Source organism: Vibrio gallaecicus (genome assembly GCF_024347495.1).
Classification (GTDB): domain Bacteria; phylum Pseudomonadota; class Gammaproteobacteria; order Enterobacterales; family Vibrionaceae; genus Vibrio; species Vibrio gallaecicus.
On record NZ_AP025490.1, the window covers coordinates 1,766,701 to 1,784,147 of the forward strand.

General features: G+C 39.1%; 14 protein-coding genes, 1 pseudogene and 1 riboswitch. Of the genes and pseudogenes, 10 read left to right on the plus strand and 5 right to left on the minus strand.

Annotation, left to right across the window (positions count from 1 at the left end; genetic code table 11):
* Positions 1-143: 143 nt before the first annotated feature.
* The 5 genes from OCU78_RS07610 (at position 144) to OCU78_RS07630 (ending at position 5,394) form a co-directional block, all read left to right on the plus strand.
* The gene (locus OCU78_RS07610) at positions 144-371 is read left to right on the plus strand and encodes a hypothetical protein (protein ID WP_137373151.1); all 228 of its coding nucleotides are present in this window, start codon (positions 144-146) and stop codon (positions 369-371) included.
* A gap of 248 nt (positions 372-619) precedes the next feature.
* Positions 620-2,089, plus strand: coding sequence for a TolC family protein (locus tag OCU78_RS07615; protein WP_137373150.1), 1,470 nt, complete (start codon positions 620-622; stop codon positions 2,087-2,089).
* Positions 2,086-3,060, plus strand: coding sequence for an HlyD family secretion protein (locus OCU78_RS07620; protein WP_137373149.1), 975 nt, complete (start codon positions 2,086-2,088; stop codon positions 3,058-3,060). The genes OCU78_RS07615 and OCU78_RS07620 overlap by 4 nt, the downstream gene beginning before the upstream one ends.
* 7 nt (positions 3,061-3,067) lie before the next feature.
* Positions 3,068-4,222: an ABC transporter permease gene (locus OCU78_RS07625; RefSeq protein ID WP_137373148.1), complete on the plus strand. Its 1,155-nt coding sequence runs from the start codon at positions 3,068-3,070 to the stop codon at positions 4,220-4,222.
* A gap of 8 nt (positions 4,223-4,230) precedes the next feature.
* Positions 4,231-5,394 carry an ABC transporter permease gene (locus OCU78_RS07630; protein WP_137373298.1) on the plus strand — a complete coding sequence of 388 codons (1,164 nt, stop codon included), beginning with the start codon at positions 4,231-4,233 and terminating at the stop codon, positions 5,392-5,394.
* A 220-nt stretch (positions 5,395-5,614) separates the two neighbouring features.
* Here the strand turns inward: OCU78_RS07630 and OCU78_RS07635 are convergent, their stop codons facing one another.
* Positions 5,615-6,349 carry a chromosome partitioning protein ParA gene (locus OCU78_RS07635; protein WP_137373147.1) on the minus strand — a complete coding sequence of 245 codons (735 nt, stop codon included), beginning with the start codon at positions 6,347-6,349 and terminating at the stop codon, positions 5,615-5,617.
* A gap of 59 nt (positions 6,350-6,408) precedes the next feature.
* Positions 6,409-6,567, minus strand: coding sequence for a hypothetical protein (locus tag OCU78_RS07640; protein ID WP_167494024.1), 159 nt, complete (start codon positions 6,565-6,567; stop codon positions 6,409-6,411).
* Positions 6,568-6,867: 300 nt separating this feature from the next.
* A riboswitch (glycine riboswitch) is annotated at positions 6,868-6,987 on the plus strand.
* Positions 6,988-7,140: 153 nt separating this feature from the next.
* On the opposite strand from OCU78_RS07640, the gene OCU78_RS07645 reads away from it, so the two are divergent.
* The gene (locus tag OCU78_RS07645) at positions 7,141-8,532 is read left to right on the plus strand and encodes an alanine/glycine:cation symporter family protein (protein WP_137373146.1); all 1,392 of its coding nucleotides are present in this window, start codon (positions 7,141-7,143) and stop codon (positions 8,530-8,532) included.
* A gap of 172 nt (positions 8,533-8,704) precedes the next feature.
* Here the strand turns inward: OCU78_RS07645 and OCU78_RS07650 are convergent, their stop codons facing one another.
* Complete coding sequence (locus OCU78_RS07650; protein ID WP_137373145.1) at positions 8,705-9,349, minus strand: LysE family translocator; 645 nt, start codon at positions 9,347-9,349, stop codon at positions 8,705-8,707.
* 228 nt (positions 9,350-9,577) lie between these two features.
* Here OCU78_RS07650 and OCU78_RS07655 point away from each other — a divergent pair, with 228 nt between their 5' ends.
* Positions 9,578-11,050 (plus strand): carboxypeptidase M32, encoded by a 1,473-nt coding sequence (locus tag OCU78_RS07655; protein WP_137373144.1) that lies wholly within the window; start codon positions 9,578-9,580, stop codon positions 11,048-11,050.
* A gap of 311 nt (positions 11,051-11,361) precedes the next feature.
* On the opposite strand, the gene OCU78_RS07660 is transcribed toward OCU78_RS07655, so the two are convergent.
* Complete coding sequence (locus OCU78_RS07660; RefSeq protein WP_137373143.1) at positions 11,362-12,588, minus strand: hypothetical protein; 1,227 nt, start codon at positions 12,586-12,588, stop codon at positions 11,362-11,364.
* A 63-nt stretch (positions 12,589-12,651) separates the two neighbouring features.
* On the opposite strand from OCU78_RS07660, the gene OCU78_RS07665 reads away from it, so the two are divergent.
* Entirely contained in the window at positions 12,652-13,776 is a 1,125-nt protein-coding gene (locus OCU78_RS07665) for a hypothetical protein (RefSeq protein ID WP_180033699.1), read from the plus strand.
* 239 nt (positions 13,777-14,015) lie between these two features.
* Positions 14,016-14,276 (plus strand): annotated as a pseudogene (locus OCU78_RS07670) (carboxypeptidase M32); the annotation flags it as partial.
* Between the two features lie 105 nt (positions 14,277-14,381).
* On the opposite strand, the gene OCU78_RS07675 reads toward OCU78_RS07670, so the two are convergent.
* Positions 14,382-15,512: a conjugal transfer protein TraF gene (locus OCU78_RS07675; RefSeq protein WP_137373142.1), complete on the minus strand. Its 1,131-nt coding sequence runs from the start codon at positions 15,510-15,512 to the stop codon at positions 14,382-14,384.
* Between the two features lie 1,060 nt (positions 15,513-16,572).
* Here OCU78_RS07675 and OCU78_RS07680 point away from each other — a divergent pair.
* On the plus strand, positions 16,573-17,325 hold the full coding sequence (locus OCU78_RS07680; protein WP_137373141.1) for an oligogalacturonate-specific porin KdgM family protein: 753 nt from the start codon (positions 16,573-16,575) through the stop codon (positions 17,323-17,325).
* Positions 17,326-17,447: the final 122 nt, after the last annotated feature.

Consider the following 17,447-nt stretch of genomic DNA (forward strand, 5'->3'; position numbering starts at 1 on the left):
TAAGCTACTTACATAGCAACCATATAATAGAAGTACATTTCGAATGCACTCATAATAAAAATACTCAACGGGGACATGGCACAGCTGAATTTCAAAGTGAATTAAAAACATAACGTATATACATTGTTATAAGGATACCGACAATGAAACGCGATACTTTTGGAATTTGCCTTAATAAGGCCATGCTGTTTAACAACTTAAAAGCAACATTTACTCATGTCAGAGCTTATGAGAAAGACGCCACTTCGCCTCTTGATCTCAAAGTCTTACTTAGCTTTCCGCAAATGTCTGGGCAAGATTTATTGCAAACCATGCAAGGCTCTCGACAGCTTGAATGGAGAGCCGATCACCATTGCCCTAGTTTTAAGTAATAACTCACTTTAAGTAAAAACTAGATTTTACTCCCCCCTAAAACCATCATTTTTGAAACACCCAAAGAGTGCGCTAGTCGCACTCTTTTTTTATTTACTCTTTCTATTTTTGTACTTCTTTGTTTTTAATCATTTCTTAGCTAACCTATTATAATCTCAGTAATGATTTTCATATCAAGTGATTCAAGACAAAATCAATTACTCCTGTTAACATTAGAGCTTATACTCTAAATAAGAAATTAGACTCAATGACCAATCAGACAAAAAAAACGTTCACGTCTAACTCTCTCCTAGTTGGTTTACTCAGCAGTGCTCTGAGCTTTTCTTGTTTGGCAAGCCCAATTTCCTTTGCCGATGCATGGAAAATGCTTCAAGAAAACAACAATTCTCTTGCGGCACAACAAGCGAATGTTGAACGATATGGGCATCTACAACGTGCAACTAACAGTTTAAACCTCCCCTCTGTAAGCTTAAGTGCTAATTACACGCATCTAGACAATGATGTCACCCTGAATGGTGAGCAGTTTGCAGATAGCTTAAGCGGTGTACCCGCAGTACCTCCTTTACCTGGAATTGGAAACATTATCAGTGGTCTAGGCGGAATTACTTCTACGATCACTGAACAAGACATTTTCACCTCTTCAATTCGCGCTATCTGGCCTATTTTTACGGGCGGAAGAATTACAGCAGCACAAGATGCCGCACAAGGTAAAAGTGAAGAAGCTAAAAGTCAGCTATTAATGGAGACTCAAGCTCGATATGAAGACCTTAGTAAGTACTATTTCTCAGTTTTGCTTGCTCAGGATGTTCTACAAACACGCAAAGCGGTGACATCAGGTTTAACTCAACATCGCAACTTCGCGCTTAAACTTGAAGAGCAAGGACAAATCGCAAAGGTGGAGCGCTTACAAGCAGAAGCTTCACTCGATAAAGCTAAAGTCGAACAAAACAAAGCAAAAAACGACCTAAATATTGCGCAAATTGCATTAACTCAAATATTAGGACAAAGCCAAACCATCGAGCCTTCTGAGCAGCTTTTCATCAATACTAGCTTACCAAACATGAATGCCTTTATTGAACAAACACTGGCAACCTACCCTGGTTTGCAATTATTAGAGGCAAAAGAGAAACAAGCGGACAGCTTAATCAGAGCGGAAAAAGGGAAATACTACCCAGAAGTTTATCTATATGGTGATTACAGCCTGCACGAGGATGATTCGCTCGCCAGTGAAATGAAACCAGATTGGTTAGTAGGGATAGGAGTAAATGTCCCATTGATTGACACGTCAGGTCGTTCAGACAAAGTAGCTGCGGCGCATAGCGCGGTATCTCAAGTTCAGTATCTAAAAGCTCAAGCGAAGCAAGATCTTAAAGTATTGGTGCAAAAAACCTACCTCGAAGCGCAACAATCTATTGAAGAAGTATTAGGGCTAAATTCAAGCCTGTCTCTCGCACAAGAAAACTTGTCGCTACGTAAAAAAGCATTCAACCAAGGTTTGGCAAATTCATTAGAAGTCGTTGATGCCGAATTGTACCTTGCTAGTATCAAAACCCAACAATCGGTTGCTCGTTTCCAATACCTTATTTCTTTAAATAAGTTACTCGCTTTGAGTAGCGAAATGACCACCTATTCGACTTATTTACATAATGCCGTATTGCCGATTTCAGAAAGCCGTACCGAAAGCAACGTTGAAAGCACATCACAGGATCACTCATGAAATCTATCAAGCCTCTAATATTCTCATTTGTTGCTTTAAGCATTATCGCTTGGGTTGCATTCAGCTTTTACCAAGCATACCAGCCACAGCCAATTAAACTGCAAGGGCAAATTGATGCTCAGCAATACAGTATTTCCTCAAAAGTACCAGGACGAATTGATCAAGTGCTGGTTCGTAAAGGGGATAACGTAGAAAAAGGTCAGCTTATATTTACTCTTCATAGCCCTGAAATTGAAGCTAAGCTTGAACAAGCAAAAGCGGGGCAAAAAGCCGCAGGAGCATTAGCTTTAGAAGCAGAGAAAGGTGCCCGAACTCAACAAATTCAAGCAGCCAAAGATCAATGGCAAAAAGCTAAAGCGGCGGCAAAATTGATGGAGAAGACATACCAACGAGTAAACAACTTGTATAACGATGGTGTCGTTGCCGAGCAAAAGCGTGATGAAGCAAAAACACAGTGGCAAGCCTCGAAATACACAGAAAGCGCAGCATTCCAAATGTACCAATTAACGAAAGAAGGTGTTCGTGATGAAACTAAGCTTGCTGCTTCTCAAAAGGCATTAATGGCTGCAGGCGCAGTAGCGGAAGTGGAAGCTTATGCCGCTGATACCAGTATTGAAAGTTGGTTTAACGGTGAAGTATCGCAAGTATTATTAAGCAGTGGTGAACTAGCCCCTCAAGGGTTTCCGGTAGTCACTGTGATTGATACCAAAGATGCATGGGCGGTACTAAATGTACGTGAAGATTTATTGAAACATTTTGAGAAAGACAGCCATTTTACGGCTTACTTGCCCGCACTTGATAAAACATTAGAGTTTAAAGTCTCGCATATTTCAGTAATGGGTGACTTTGCGACTTGGCGCTCAACCGATTCTGCACAAGGCTTTGATTTGCGTACTTTTGAAATTGAAGCACGCCCTGTCGATACGACTCAACCATTACGCATGGGCATGAGCCTAGTCGTAGAGCTGTAGGCAAACTATGCGAAAAGAGTTTTTAACACAATGGCGCATTGTCACTGGTGACAAATGGCTATTGTCGTGTTTAACCTGGATACCTATCTTTTTGGCGGTGGGAATTTGGCTTATCTTTTCACAAGGCATTGCTCGTGATTTACCCATTGCCGTGATTGATTTAGAACATAGCCAATTATCTCGACAGCTTACTCAACGTTTTGATGCATCCCCTACTCTTGAAGTCACACAAGAATATGCGGATATAAGTGCCGCAAAAAAAGCGATGATCCAGCAAGATATCTATGGCTATATTGTTATTCCAAAGCATTTTGACCGCGATGTATTCCAGAATTTAAACCCTCAAGTTTCTGTTTTTTATAACAGCCAATTCATCTTGGTAGGTAAACTTCTTAACTCCGCAATTTTACAAGTCCAAGGTACCTTGAATGCTGAAATCGAAGTAATGAAAGGGTTGTCCCACGGAGATGTAGACACTCAAACGGCTCTTGGGCAAGCCGTAACAGTACAGACTCAAATTACTCCACTTTTTAATAAAAATACGAGTTATGCGCAGTTCCTCATTTCTGCTGTCGTGCCTGCGCTTTGGCAAATAACCATTGTTGTTGGTACCATACTGATCTTGGCGGCGAATATTCGAGAACGAGGTTTGAAAGAATGGTTAAGCTCGGCACCTTTAACTGCACTAGGTAAGACTCTACTTCCATATCTCGGTCTGTTCTTAATACTAGGAACCGCTTTTATCTGCTGGTTCTACTCCATTCTCCAATGGCCATTTAATGGTAATTTATTGGTATTAGCTTTAGCGCAGCTGCTCACCGCTGCCGCCTGTATGATTGTTGGCTCTACTTTCTTCTTTTTAACACTAGACCCAGCTCGTGCCATGAGTTTTGCGGGAGCTTTCACAGCCCCTAGTTTTGCCTTTATGGGCATCACTTTCCCAGTCAGCGAAATGAATACAATGGCTCAAGCATGGCGCAGTTTACTGCCAATCAGTCATTATATTGAAATTCAAACCGCACAATCTAGTTACGGCGTAACTAACTGGCAGTCTATAGTAGAGATGTTGCCATATGTAGGCTATGCCTTCCCTGCCATTATTACTGTTGTTCTTATTAAAAAACATCTATCTATAGTATTGCCTTTAACGGGGAAATCATGAAAACGGATATCAACTTTCCTCAACTTCTTAAAAATGAATTATTGGCAATTTTACGTAATCCGGTTGTCGCATTAACTGTATTTGGTGGAGTGATCTTTTATTCATTTCTATACCCTCTTCCTTACGCTAATCAGGTATCCCAAGAGCTACCGATAGCAATCGTCAATTTAGACCGTAGCCAAACCAGCTATCAATTAGAACGCATGGTCGATGCTACTTCTCAAGTACAAGTTGTACAAAGAGATCACAGCATTGCAGAGGCAAAAGCTGCTCTGCTCAAGCAAGAAATTGGTGGTTTATTAGTTATTCCGGAGCACTTCTATAAGGATTTACTACTTGGGAAAAGCCCTACCCTTGCTTATGCAGGTGATGCTTCGTATTTTCTGGTTTACGGAACGGTTGTAGAAGGTCTAGCTAAAGCAGGAGGAACGCTGGCAGCACAAGTAAAAGTGAGCCATCTTCTTGTTGAAGGCGTTCCAATCGCGCAAGCCCAAAGCCAGTACAGCGCATTTAGCTTGAATATGAAGCCTACTTTTAACAGCAGAATGGGTTATGTTGATTACGTCGTGCCTGCGGTATTTGTCTTAATTCTTCAACAAACTCTAGCAATGGCTGCAGGGCTAATAGGCGGAACTCAAAAATCAGTCCATATTGGGCATGAACACGCCTACTGGCTGAAGGTCTCTCCTTTAAAGCTACTGGCTGCTCGTTGCATAACCTTGATCAGTGTTTATTACCTATTAGCTATGTACTATTTTGGCGGCAGTTTTGAGTTTTATGGGATAAATAGACTCGCGTCCATGACCAATATTTTAACGTTATTACTGCCTTTCTTATTAGCCAGCACTTTCATTGGTGCATTACTTGGTGATCTACTTCCGAGAAAAGAATTAGTCACCGTGGTGGTATTAATAAGCTCAATGCCGCTTATTTTCTTAGCGGGGTTTATTTGGCCGGTAGAAGCCATACCAACAGCTTTAGTCGCTATCTCACAACTTTTTCCAAGTACTCCTGCAATACAAGGATTCCTAGCGCTCAATCAGATGGATGCAAATTGGTCTGATGTTTCTTATCAATGGACGTTACTTTGGGGGCAAGCACTTATCTGGGGAATACTTTGCTTTATCAGGTTTAGACATACCTTTAAGCGGGCTGTTTTAGCCAATCAGTGAATCCCAGATCTTCTAGCTTCTAGCTTCTAGCTTCTAGCATATTAATAATTGAACTACCCCTTAAAACAATCCCACTATAAAAAGAAAAGGCTCCAATTAGGAGCCTTTAACATGTCTATCTATCGGATTCTTATTTAGATTAATCATCGAGTTATCTAATTAAATTTTGAATCAGCTTTCATCTTACAAACTGCAATGAATCCCTCAGCACAATACAGTCTTATAAGCCTATTTCTTCGATAAGGGATTTAATCTGTCGCAAATCCATATTGTGTACTTGAATCATCTGGCGAATATCACTCAATCGAGAATTAGCTGCATCGTATCTATCACAAGAATCGGATTTAGCATCCCATGACGTGCCCTCGAGGTACACATCACACTCACTCTTTAATGTACTCAAGTTCGGTTCAATACGATCTCTTTCTTGCTCAAGCGATTCCAATGCTTGTGCAATTTGAAGCTCTTTGCGGAAAAGCTCACGTGAGCGATCAAACATTGTCGCTTGCATGTCAGCTTGACGATTCAAACTTTGATTTTCTTTTGCAGTTTGTTCAATTGCTAGCTTTTGCTCATTTAATTGCTGTTCTAGTGAAAGGTTGGCTTTCTCCAGTTCAATCGAAGCTGTTTGTAGATCTTTCAATTCAGTTTTATGATGCTCAGCTTGCTCCGCAAGAGCCTCTTCAATTTTTGCATCTGTCGCAGTATCCGCATCCGCGACTTTCGCTTCGACGTCACTAACCAGTTGTTGCTTGCTATCGCTTAGAGTTTGATAACGGGCTTCCAACACATGATAAGTCGCTTCCCATTTATTCGCCGTCAAAGAAGAACCAATCAAACCACCTAAAGCTAAACCTATGACAGCAGCAATACCAATATATAACTGGCTACGTTTATCTCGCTCTTCAATAACAACAACTTCGTCTTCGTTGTCTTGTTCAGTCTTTTGGTTCACTAATTGGGCACTCCCATTTGGAATAATTTACGTGAAAAACAATTTACATAAAAAGCAATTTAGCGCGTAAGTTCTGAAATCATTAAACTTGCTGTATACAGAATAAAACTGCCTACCACAGCAATCACCACGCCTTTTTGTACTTTCTCATTTGTCCTATAACGGAATAATACAAAAGCTAATGCCAGTAAAAACACTATCGCTATTAATCGAGTCATAACTCCTCCTTGTTTCTCTTATTTTATACCATTAATCTCAGTTAATTACGTCAGAGTATGGTTGTTTAAACGTTTACTTGACTAACATTTGTGCAAACAGTTTTTTTGCCGATGACATCACACTTTTTATTTATTAGGATGCTCATACAGATTATCTATAACTAGATAATTGTTCCGATGAAGACTGCAGGAGAGTGGTTTTTAACTAAATATTAACATTTAGTTAGAATGACCCGCCGAAGAAGTAAATCTTTCAGGCGCTTTATGCTGATGAAAATCAGAAAAGTGAGGACTGTCGTTGGAGGAACCTCTGGAGAGAACCGTTAAATCGGTCGCCGAAGGAGCAAGCTTAGTATTCGCAGCTGACCAAAATGCTCATTACTAAGTGAAACTCTCAGGCAAAAGGACAGAGGAGTGGAAAGCTTACACCTTAATTAACGAAAGAATTCTATCTAGAAATCCGTATTTATTAAGCCGTATCTTCATTTGTTTTGATCAACCTTTTGATCACGACTGAATTAAAATACGTCCTTTCCCTCTTCTCCTTAAATTTTTATTTATTAAGGGGAAACCATGAACAACTTACATACAACACTTCAAACCATCGACAGCCTTATTTGGGGACCTCCTCTACTTATATTGCTTGTTGGTACCGGTATCTACTTTACTTTTCGATTAGGCTTACCCCAATTTAGACACCTGCCAACCGCCCTTAAGATGGTTTTTACTAAAGACAAATCGGATTCTAGTTCTGGTGATGTTTCTAGCTTTGCTGCTCTTTGTACAGCTCTTTCTGCAACCATCGGAACCGGTAACATTGTTGGCGTAGCAACCGCAATAAAAATGGGTGGACCTGGTGCATTATTCTGGATGTGGTTAGCTGCCATATTCGGGATGGCAACCAAGTACGCAGAATGCTTACTTGCTGTAAAGTATCGTAAGGTCGACAGCAAAGGGCAAATGGTTGGTGGGCCAATGTACTACCTTCAGTACGGGGTTGGCTCAAGAATATTAGCGGTTCTGTTTGCGGTTTTTGCTTTAGGGGTCGCCTGTTTCGGTATTGGAACTTTCCCACAAGTGAATGCTATTTTAGATGCGACTGAAATATCTTTCGGTGCACCTCGTGAAGCTTCAGCAGTCGTTCTAACCATTCTAGTAGCTGTCGTTACTTTAGGTGGTATCCAGTCCATTGCTAAAGTTGCTGGTAAAGTTGTACCCACAATGGCGCTTCTATATGTTGTTGCGTGTTTAAGTGTGCTTATCTCTAATGCAGATCAATTACTGAATGCGATTCAGCTTGTTATTAGCTCTGCATTCACCAATACCGCAGCAACAGGTGGTTTCCTTGGTGCAAGCATTATGTTGGCGATTCAATCAGGTATTGCACGCGGAGTGTTTTCGAATGAATCGGGGCTTGGTAGTGCACCAATGGCCGCAGCAGCAGCGAAAACGGATTCTTGTGTGAAGCAAGGGCTGATCTCAATGACTGGTACTTTCTTTGACACCATCATTATTTGTACGATGACAGGTTTAGCATTAATTTTGACGGGTGCATGGCAAACCGACCTTTCTGGCGCTGCGATGACAACTCACGCTTTTGCTGTTGGTTTAAACGCCGATACACTTGGACCAATGTTAGTATCTACAGGTTTAATCTTCTTCGCGTTTACGACTATCTTAGGCTGGAACTATTACGGTGAGCGCTGCGTTGTATTCTTGTTTGGTACTAAAGCAGTACTTCCATACAAAATCGTTTTTATTGGCTTAGTCGCTTCTGGTGCATTCTTACAACTGGATATGATCTGGCTAATTGCAGACATCGTGAATGGATTAATGGCGGTGCCAAACCTTATTGGTCTAATTGCTCTAAGACATGTAGTTATTGAAGAAACCAAGCAATTCTTCGCAAAACTGCCAAACGTTAAAGCTGAAGGTAGACACCCCACCAGCCCTCTTATTCGCTGATTAATGGTTGGTACTCGCATGATTAGAGACACTGAATCACCAGCACGTTAATCAGCTAATCAAGAAGTTAAAAATAGAAAGTTGGATGTAAATAAAAAGCCCCCAAAATGAAATCATGATGGGGGCTTTTATTTGTCTATCTCATGACAGCATCTATTAGATGATGCAAATTCTAGGCAGGCGTGGGGGCATCTTCCAACATCAACTTGATCCCAAGAGTAATGAGTACAGCACCAGTGACCCCTTCCATCCAGCCAATCACAGATGGGCTCTTAAATAACTGCTTTGCTGAGTTTACCGCGCCTGAAATCCCGCATTGCCAGATCATCGCAATAATAAAGTGAATACTTGCCATAAGCATCGATTGAGCAAATGCTGAACCTTCAGGGTCGATAAACTGTGGTAAAAATGCCAAGTAGAAAACCGCCGTTTTAGGGTTTAATACATTAGACAAGAAGCCTTCTCTTAAAGAGCGTTTTACACTTAGATTAGAGTGAACAATACCTTCAACTTGAAAAGCTGCATTGCCCTTCACTACCCCGTAAATACTAGATAGCCCTAACCAAATTAAATAAGCGGCACCCAAAAATTTTATCATTTGAAACAGATCGGCTGATTGCAGAAGAATAGCCGAGATACCAATCGCCGAAAAAGTGGCGTGAACAAATAGCCCAAGACAAACGCCTAAGCTTGTAATTGCGCCATCTTTAACACCAGAGCGAGTCGTATTACGAATCACCAATGCCGTGTCTAACCCCGGAGTTAACGTTAAAATCGTTATTGCTATCAAGAACGCTTCAATATTTAAAATTGCCATCCCTATTCCTTCCTATCTCGATATCCTATTAGCGCCCCGCCTAAACAGGCTAGCCACCAAGTCTTTAATTCTTGCATTGTGTAAGACGAAGCCAAGATTGTAAATTATTAGTCATCATCAATATACCATTACAATTTATTCACATTTCATATCAACTATTCGAATAAATGTATTGGTTCAACCGTTATTTGGTTGATAAGATCCCATTTTTACTCTCAGGGAAGTACTATGAGTGCCTTCAAAAAATTAGTCGACCATTCTCAAAAATGTTCTCACTTCAACCACCTAGCTGCAATTTGCGGTTGGGATCAAGCGTCAATGATGCCTTCTGGTGGTAACCAAGCTCGTAGTGAAGCTATGGCTCAGTTATCCGTTCATATTCACGGAATGATGACCCAACCACAACTATCCGATTGGATAAATGACGCAGAAAATGAATCATTAAATTCTGAACAGCAATCGACATTACGCGAAATCAAGCGTAACTGGCAACAAGCAAACCTACTTCCAGAGAAATTAGTTCAAGCTAAATCACTCGCTGGCTCTAAATGTGAACATGCATGGAGAACTCAACGCGGTGAAAACGATTGGGTTGGCTTTGAAAAAAACTGGCGAGAAGTCGTTGAGCTTTCTAGAGAAGAAGCGCAAATTCGTGCTGACTTTGCAGGGCTGACTCCATACGATGCCATGCTTGATATTTATGAACCAGGAACCAGTTCTGCGTCTCTTGATACTTTATTCTCAGACGTAAAAACATGGCTACCAGGCTTAATTGATCAAGTCATTGATAAGCAATCTACTGAACAATTTACCGCGCCATCAGGTAAATACTCGACAGACAAGCAAAAAGCGCTTGGTCTTCAAGTGATGAGCTTGCTTCAATTTGACTTCAACCATGGTCGTTTGGATGAGAGTGTCCACCCATTCTGTGGCGGTGTTCCATCTGATGTTCGTATTACCACTCGCTATGATGAAAATGAATTTGTTCAGTCTTTAATGGGCATCGTCCATGAAACAGGTCATGCTCGATATGAGCAAGGGCTTCCTAAGCACCTTTCCGGCCTTCCTTCTGGTGAGGCTCGCTCAATGGGTATCCATGAATCTCAATCACTATTTTTTGAAATGCAGATTGGTCGCAGTGACGAATTCATCGGTCACTTAGCTGAACTTGCAGAGCAACAATTTAGTGGAAATGAGTTTGAGAAAAGTAATTTCCAAAAAATTTATACTCGCGTAGAAAAAGATTTCATACGTGTGGATGCAGATGAACTGACCTACCCAGCCCACGTAATTCTTCGATATGAGATTGAACGTGACTTAATTAACGGAAAAATCAAACATACAGACGTTCCTGAACTTTGGAACCTTAAAATGCAGCAATACTTAGGCTTGTCTACTGAAGGTAATTTTAAGAATGGTTGCATGCAGGATATTCACTGGACAGACGGAGCATTTGGCTACTTCCCTAGCTATACACTAGGTGCAATGTACGCCGCTCAATTTATGGCTTCGATGAAGAACGATTTGGATGTGAGTTCTGTCATTCAAAGTAAAGATCTAACGCCTATCTTCAATTGGTTAGAAACGAACATTTGGAGCAAAGGTAGCTTACTCACAACTGACGAACTCGTGAAGCAAGCAACAGGTGAAACATTGAATGCTCAGCATTTCCAAGATCACCTGAAAAATCGCTACCTCTAGTTAGGTTACTGACATGTACTCAATTTCCTCTGAGTACATGTCTCATTATTCAAAACCATCAAAACCATCAAAACTAAGCTCGATCAACCACTAGGTAGATTCTATGAAGCAGTTTATTCCTGAATTAGCTGCGTAATCTCGGCTATATCACCCATTTGATAATTAGATAAATCACACTGATTGTTGCCAATGTACTCATTGTTGATTCAGTGTTGCTTCTATAAGTTGTACCATAGCTATAAATACCAGAGACAGTAGTCCAAATTATTACGACAGCAATAATAGATAAAATAATATTCATATGTTCAGCCTTATTGCATTTGTGCTGTTAATTTTTCGAATTCTTCTTTCATTTTTTCGTTTTCGAAAGAAATCAAATCAGGCGCTTGCAAATTCATCACATCATCAAATAGCTTTGAATTTTCATTAATTAAATTTGCAACATTAAATGATAGATCAACAGTTTTGTAAGTATTCACCGCAACAAGATAATCTTCTTTAAGTCGATATTTTGCATTTTTTATTTTTTTCAAATCCGATTGCAACTGCTTCTTATATAAATCTACAGCTTTTAAAGTAAACCTCTGATTATCTAAGTTATTTTGATATACATTTTTATTATTTCCTTTAGCTTTCCTAACTAATCGCTTAGTATCTTCAATTAACTTCACATTACTCTTACGCAACTCATTAATTTGTGGGATAAACGTATAATCTAACTTATTAATATATTGATCTTGAATAAACAATTGAAGCTCTAACAACATTACATACATACCGTAATATTTTTTAGCAGCTTCTAAGTCTTCTCCAGTATCTTGAGTAACTTGTCCCAAATAATTAGCAAACTCACTGATAATAGGAAATATTGTTGTCATTGAAAGAATATCATCAGCATTTACTTTTATTAGCAAAGCTTCAACTTGCTCCTCAGTAACATAAGTTCCAAAATCAGATAGTCGATTTTGTACAGCTACAATTATTTCACTTTTTTTTGCGTCGGTATAAGCTATTTTTTCTTCTAATTTTAAAATGTTGTTTTGTATTTTTTCTTTATCATCTGCATCAAAACTAAATCTATAATTCTCTTTTAACTTAGACAAATCTGAAAGCTGCTCCTTTCGATAGTCTGCATTCTTAATTAATTGCTTTTTATAATCCTCTAAATCTTCATCACTAATAGTTTCAAATATTTGACCTAGTAGTTCATTAATATCATCTTGATATTTATCTTTGCCTTTTTTAAGAAACCCAGACTGTTTGGGGGCATCTTCCTGCTTTTCTTTGATCTCATAGATTTTACTGAATCTCTTATTAAGACTTTCCCAGTGCTCTACAACTGATTCTTCAGTTACCGTCGGTTTAATTTCTTTAGAGGCTGGGGCTAAATCTAAAGTGATAGAATCTGAAGAGTTTACAAGTTCTTTTGCTTTGTCTAACCCTGAATTCAGAGTGTCTTTCCAATCAGCATATGCAGGTTGTGCCATAGCAAAACTAAGTAGAATAGAAGAAATTAATATGTGCTTTTTGATATTCACGACTGTACTCATATGTTATTTTACAGAACTCTATTCTGGTAAATTATATGAGGTCTAAAACTCATGTCAAACATAAAACTGGTTGCAATTACATTTTTAACAACATCGACAACAATACTATTAATTTTGGCTACAACGTTTCACTTTGGTAAATATAAAGTAATCCATGTTAACGAATATGATAAATCCAAAATCTTTATTGCAAAAATAGATGGCTTTAAAGATAAATATGAAAAAAAAGCTAAAGATCTAACTAAAAACTACGTAAAAAACACTACAAAGAAAATGACCAAGAGTGCTATTTCATCGGCTACTATTGGCACAGCAGCGGTGGTCGGTATCACGGCAATCTTTGCAGCAGAAGATTACTGTACATCTCATCGAGATATGATTGATGAAATCAATTTTTTATTTGATAAAAATGATAAATTTGATTTTAAAAAATGCTATTTTCAGGCCATTTCAGATTTACAAGAATCGGGCAAATATCTAAAAACAGAATTAACAAAGTATACAGTTTTAACTATTGGTGGCACAAAAGCACATTTTTCTAAACAAGCTGACTCTGCATCACAAAGCTGGGAAGACATGCTCACGAAAATAGACTCTGTGACTAATGACTCTTTTTCCAACAGCCTCAATAAGGTTAGTAGTTCAATTCGAGTACAAAGCAACAAAATAGCAAATACATCGACAAGCACTGTGAACCTGATGAAAAATAAAACTGAAGACCTTTCTGATGCTACTGAAGACGCTATCGATGCCATGAAAGACAAAGCTCAAGACATTTCTGATGCTACTGAAGATGCTGCCGATGCCATGAAGGACAAAGCTGAAGACCTTTCTGATGCTACTGAAGATGCTGCCGATGCCATGAAAGACAAAGCTAAAGACCTTTCTGATGCTACTGAAGACGCTGTCGATGCCATGAAGGACAAAGCTCAAGACCTTTCTAATGCTACTGAAGACGCTGTTGATGCCATGAAGGACAAAGCTGAAGACCTTTCTGATGCTACTGAAGACGCTGTTGATGCCATGAAGGACAAAGCTGAAGACCTTTCTGATGCTACTGAAGACGCTGTCGATGCCATGAAGGACAATGCTCAAGACCTTTCCTATTCTATGTCTTCAAAATTAGACAAGCTCAGCAACTCAGCTAAAGATGGCTTGGGAAAACTTACCAATTAATCTTTTGCTTTGAGAGCATCTGCAGTTAACTATTAATTTGTTTTAGGGAATGCTAATGCTAACCTTAAAGTTATTATTTGCTGGGATAATACCGTATTCCAATACTGGATTGGTATTGTCCATTTCTTGGATTAACGCACTCTGCATTTCGTTCTATAGCACATACTACAAAGGGTTAGAGCGCGGGATTAAGAAAGGCTCAATTGTTTTGAACAATAACGCCCGTATACTAGAATCAAACAGACGGGGCATTTGGCTACTTCCCTAGCTATACACTAGGTGCAATGTACGCCGCTCAATTTATGGCTTCGATGAAGAACGATTTGGATGTGAGTTCTGTCATTCAAAGTAAAGATCTAACGCCTATCTTCAATTGGTTAGAAACGAACATTTGGAGCAAAGGTAGCTTACTCACAACTGACGAACTCGTGAAGCAAGCAACAGGTGAAACATTGAATGCTCAGCATTTCCAAGATCACCTGAAAAATCGTTATCTATAAGCCTAGGATTTTTAGGCTAGTTCTGAATACTAAAGTTAAAACCGCTCATAATGTGATTGAGCGGTTTTTCTATTTATCTAGTCGGAATAGTCTGCTCAGAAAATGTTAGAACGTTAGTGCTAGGTTTGCACTTACTCCAAATTGATTATCACCTGCGTAAGACGCTGCTAAATCAAAACTCACAATATCCCATGGTGAGATCCCCAAACCAGCATTCATGCTATCTTCTAAATTATCTTCTAAATCGGTCTCATAGCCTGCCCTTAATTGAGCCCAACCCCAAGCGTTAAACTCTATGCCTGCCCTAACAAATTGAGTGGCATTACTACTCATAGAAAAGCGTTCTTGACTTGTTAAATCGGCATCAAGGCTTACAGTAAACAACTCTGTGATATAACCGCCGCCAATTGTCACTTTGGGAGCAAGTTCATACGTAAGGTGTGAGTTTTTCGTCTCAATCTCTTGTTTAATCAAGTTTTTACCAACAAGTCCCACACGCCAGTTATCCTTATACCAAACGGCTCCCACGTCTACGTTGAATACCGTATCTGACACTTCACTATCTTCATAGTCATCAATATCAAAGTCATCTAAAGATGTAACATCAGAATAGGTACGAAGCTCTTGCAGTTTAGGGCTAATACCAAAAGAAAACTTTTGCTCCTTTAGTATGTATTCCTTCGATAAAGCTAAACCAAATTCAGCGACACCAAAGCCCGTAAGGGCGACTTCAGAATTTTCATATCGCTTTTTAGCATTAGCTTCATCACCAATCAAAGGGTTAGCCATTATCTCCACATATGTGGATGAGAACACATTCACTGAGGCGTATTGATTAGGGATAGAAATGCTAAATGCAATCCCGCCATTTACGTTAATTGGCTTTGCACCTGACAAGTCATTCAGATACTGATCCAATGTGTCGTATTCTTCTTGAGAAGGTAGCCTTCCCATTGAATCATAATGATCTTGAACATCATCAATCATTGCTAGTGCATCGTCTGAGTCTTGGACAGTAACACCAATAGCAGGGATTAAGAGCCCAATATCATCTTCTGCACGATATGCAGCGCCTAATGCTGGGTTGTGAAAAGGAGCGGTTAAAAAGTCTGCGGTTACAACACCAGTGTTACCCATACCCATACTGCGAGCATCAGTTGAAAATGTACTGGCTTGCGCTGTGCTTGCTGCACACACGGAAGCCACGGCTAATGTGATTAAGCCTTTGCTATGCATAGCAATTCCTTTGTCTTAAATGTAGTTGATAACAAAGAACAGCAAGATAAGGAGTAATTTCAAAATTCGATCTCGCTGTATCTACATTATTTATTGGATGGGGATTATGACAAGCTGATCCATAAATTTGGTTATATAAGCAATAATCAAAGTTATATGGTCATCATTAAATCGTGTTGATTTGTAAGGTTTTTTAAAACTAACTGTTTCATTTTACTTTCTGAAAGTTAAATGAGCACCTAGCGTTTGTTGCTAAATATTTTGGGGATCGACAAAAGACACAACAGTAGGTGAGACAATAAAAAACAGCATGATTGATACAGATATCGGTAGGGAAAGGATCGGATGAAGAGAGATATTTAGATCTTTTACAAAATAAACTAAATACAAGGCTCGACACCTTGTTGTTTCTAATGTTTAAGCAAAAAAAACGCCCATGTTGCCTGTATCAACATGAGCGTAAAGGTAGTGCACGACTACCGCTTCTATTCCCCTAATCGAGAAATGAAGGATTCATTAGAATAGTTGGGAGCAATAATGAAAATGCTAGCTGAGCACTTCAATAATGTCTTCTTCAATGATTAGAGTCGCAGCAATGTATTTAGAGCCATCAATTACATTGCCACTTGCGATTACTGAAAACACCCTCAACTTTAGCCATCAAAGTTTGATTATTGCCAGACGCCTTAATGTATAAATATTAATGTATTACAAATTAAAAAGGAAGAGCTAAAGATTAAGTTTTTGCATCAGTGCACATTTTTTAACTAACAAATCAAACCAGCCCACGAACAAAAATCAACAAAATAGATACAAAACAAGTACTTATGTCATTTATTTCAGTTTGTAACACTTTGTTAATGCCTGATTTATAACTGCATCTTGATCCAATTCACAGTTCTTACCTTCTTATAGAGTTAGCATATTTGTATTATTTTAATGCCAGATAATTATTCTATAAGGAACATTCAATAAGTGAATAATTAGTAGAAAAGTATATATGGCGTCATTTTTTGGTCCTATTGACCTTATTTATAATCGATAGAGTGGAATTATTACCATGAATAAACTTAAAACAATTGTGATAGCAATGTCATCGCTAATGGCGGTAAGTTCTGTTTCAGCTGCATCTTTTGATATGAGACATGAGTATAAAAGTCATACAGATCAACATGCAACGCGAGTAAAGCTTGCAGATAACATTGGCAATTTCTTAGTCGACATTGAGGCCAAATTTAAAGGCGAAGATGGTGAATTCATGGAAGATCTAAAAAATAATGGCTGGGAGCTCGGACTCAACTATCGCCATGTACTTAACGATAACTGGACCATGACTTACGGGATGCCTATTGAAGGTCGTGAATCAGGTGTCACTTACAAGCCTCAAGTACGTGCCACTTACAGTGTTGATAGCATCGATGGTTTAAGCCTAAGTGCTCGTTACCGCTACGATATGAGACAAAATACTCGTAGTTCTGAATATCAATTTGACGATGCTGGTAACGTTATTGTTGATGGTGATGGCGTGCCTATTATGGTTGATAGCAATGTCGCTAATCAACGTAGACACCGATTAACCGCTAATATTAACTATGCATTAAATGACTGGCGCTTTGGTTTTGAAGGAAACTATTACAAAGCTGATGGATATGACATTTACGACAATGACGACACGAACTATGAGCTTAATGTAAGTGCACGTCGCATGATGGGTGCATGGGCACCATATGTAGAGTTTGGTGATGTAAGCACATCGAGCACTTCTGCTACACGTGAACTAAGAAGTCGTGTCGGTTTAACTTACAGCTTCTAGTTCCTGACCTCTAGCTTCCAAAGAGTCGTCGGAAGTAAAATTAATCATAAATAACATTTAAGCCAGCGAATCTGCTGGCTTTTTAGCTAGTCAAAAAATCAATTTATTTAAATATCTATCTT

Coding starts and splice junctions, on each gene's coding strand:
- OCU78_RS07610 (WP_137373151.1), top strand. CDS start 144: ATGAAACGCGATACTTTTGGAATTTGCCTTAATAAGGCCATGCTGTTT.
- OCU78_RS07615 (WP_137373150.1), top strand. CDS start 620: ATGACCAATCAGACAAAAAAAACGTTCACGTCTAACTCTCTCCTAGTT.
- OCU78_RS07620 (WP_137373149.1), top strand. CDS start 2,086: ATGAAATCTATCAAGCCTCTAATATTCTCATTTGTTGCTTTAAGCATT.
- OCU78_RS07625 (WP_137373148.1), top strand. CDS start 3,068: ATGCGAAAAGAGTTTTTAACACAATGGCGCATTGTCACTGGTGACAAA.
- OCU78_RS07640 (WP_167494024.1), bottom strand. CDS start 6,567: ATGACTCGATTAATAGCGATAGTGTTTTTACTGGCATTAGCTTTTGTA.
- OCU78_RS07645 (WP_137373146.1), top strand. CDS start 7,141: ATGAACAACTTACATACAACACTTCAAACCATCGACAGCCTTATTTGG.
- OCU78_RS07650 (WP_137373145.1), bottom strand. CDS start 9,349: ATGGCAATTTTAAATATTGAAGCGTTCTTGATAGCAATAACGATTTTA.
- OCU78_RS07655 (WP_137373144.1), top strand. CDS start 9,578: ATGAGTGCCTTCAAAAAATTAGTCGACCATTCTCAAAAATGTTCTCAC.
- OCU78_RS07665 (WP_180033699.1), top strand. CDS start 12,652: ATGTCAAACATAAAACTGGTTGCAATTACATTTTTAACAACATCGACA.
- OCU78_RS07675 (WP_137373142.1), bottom strand. CDS start 15,512: ATGCATAGCAAAGGCTTAATCACATTAGCCGTGGCTTCCGTGTGTGCA.
- OCU78_RS07680 (WP_137373141.1), top strand. CDS start 16,573: ATGAATAAACTTAAAACAATTGTGATAGCAATGTCATCGCTAATGGCG.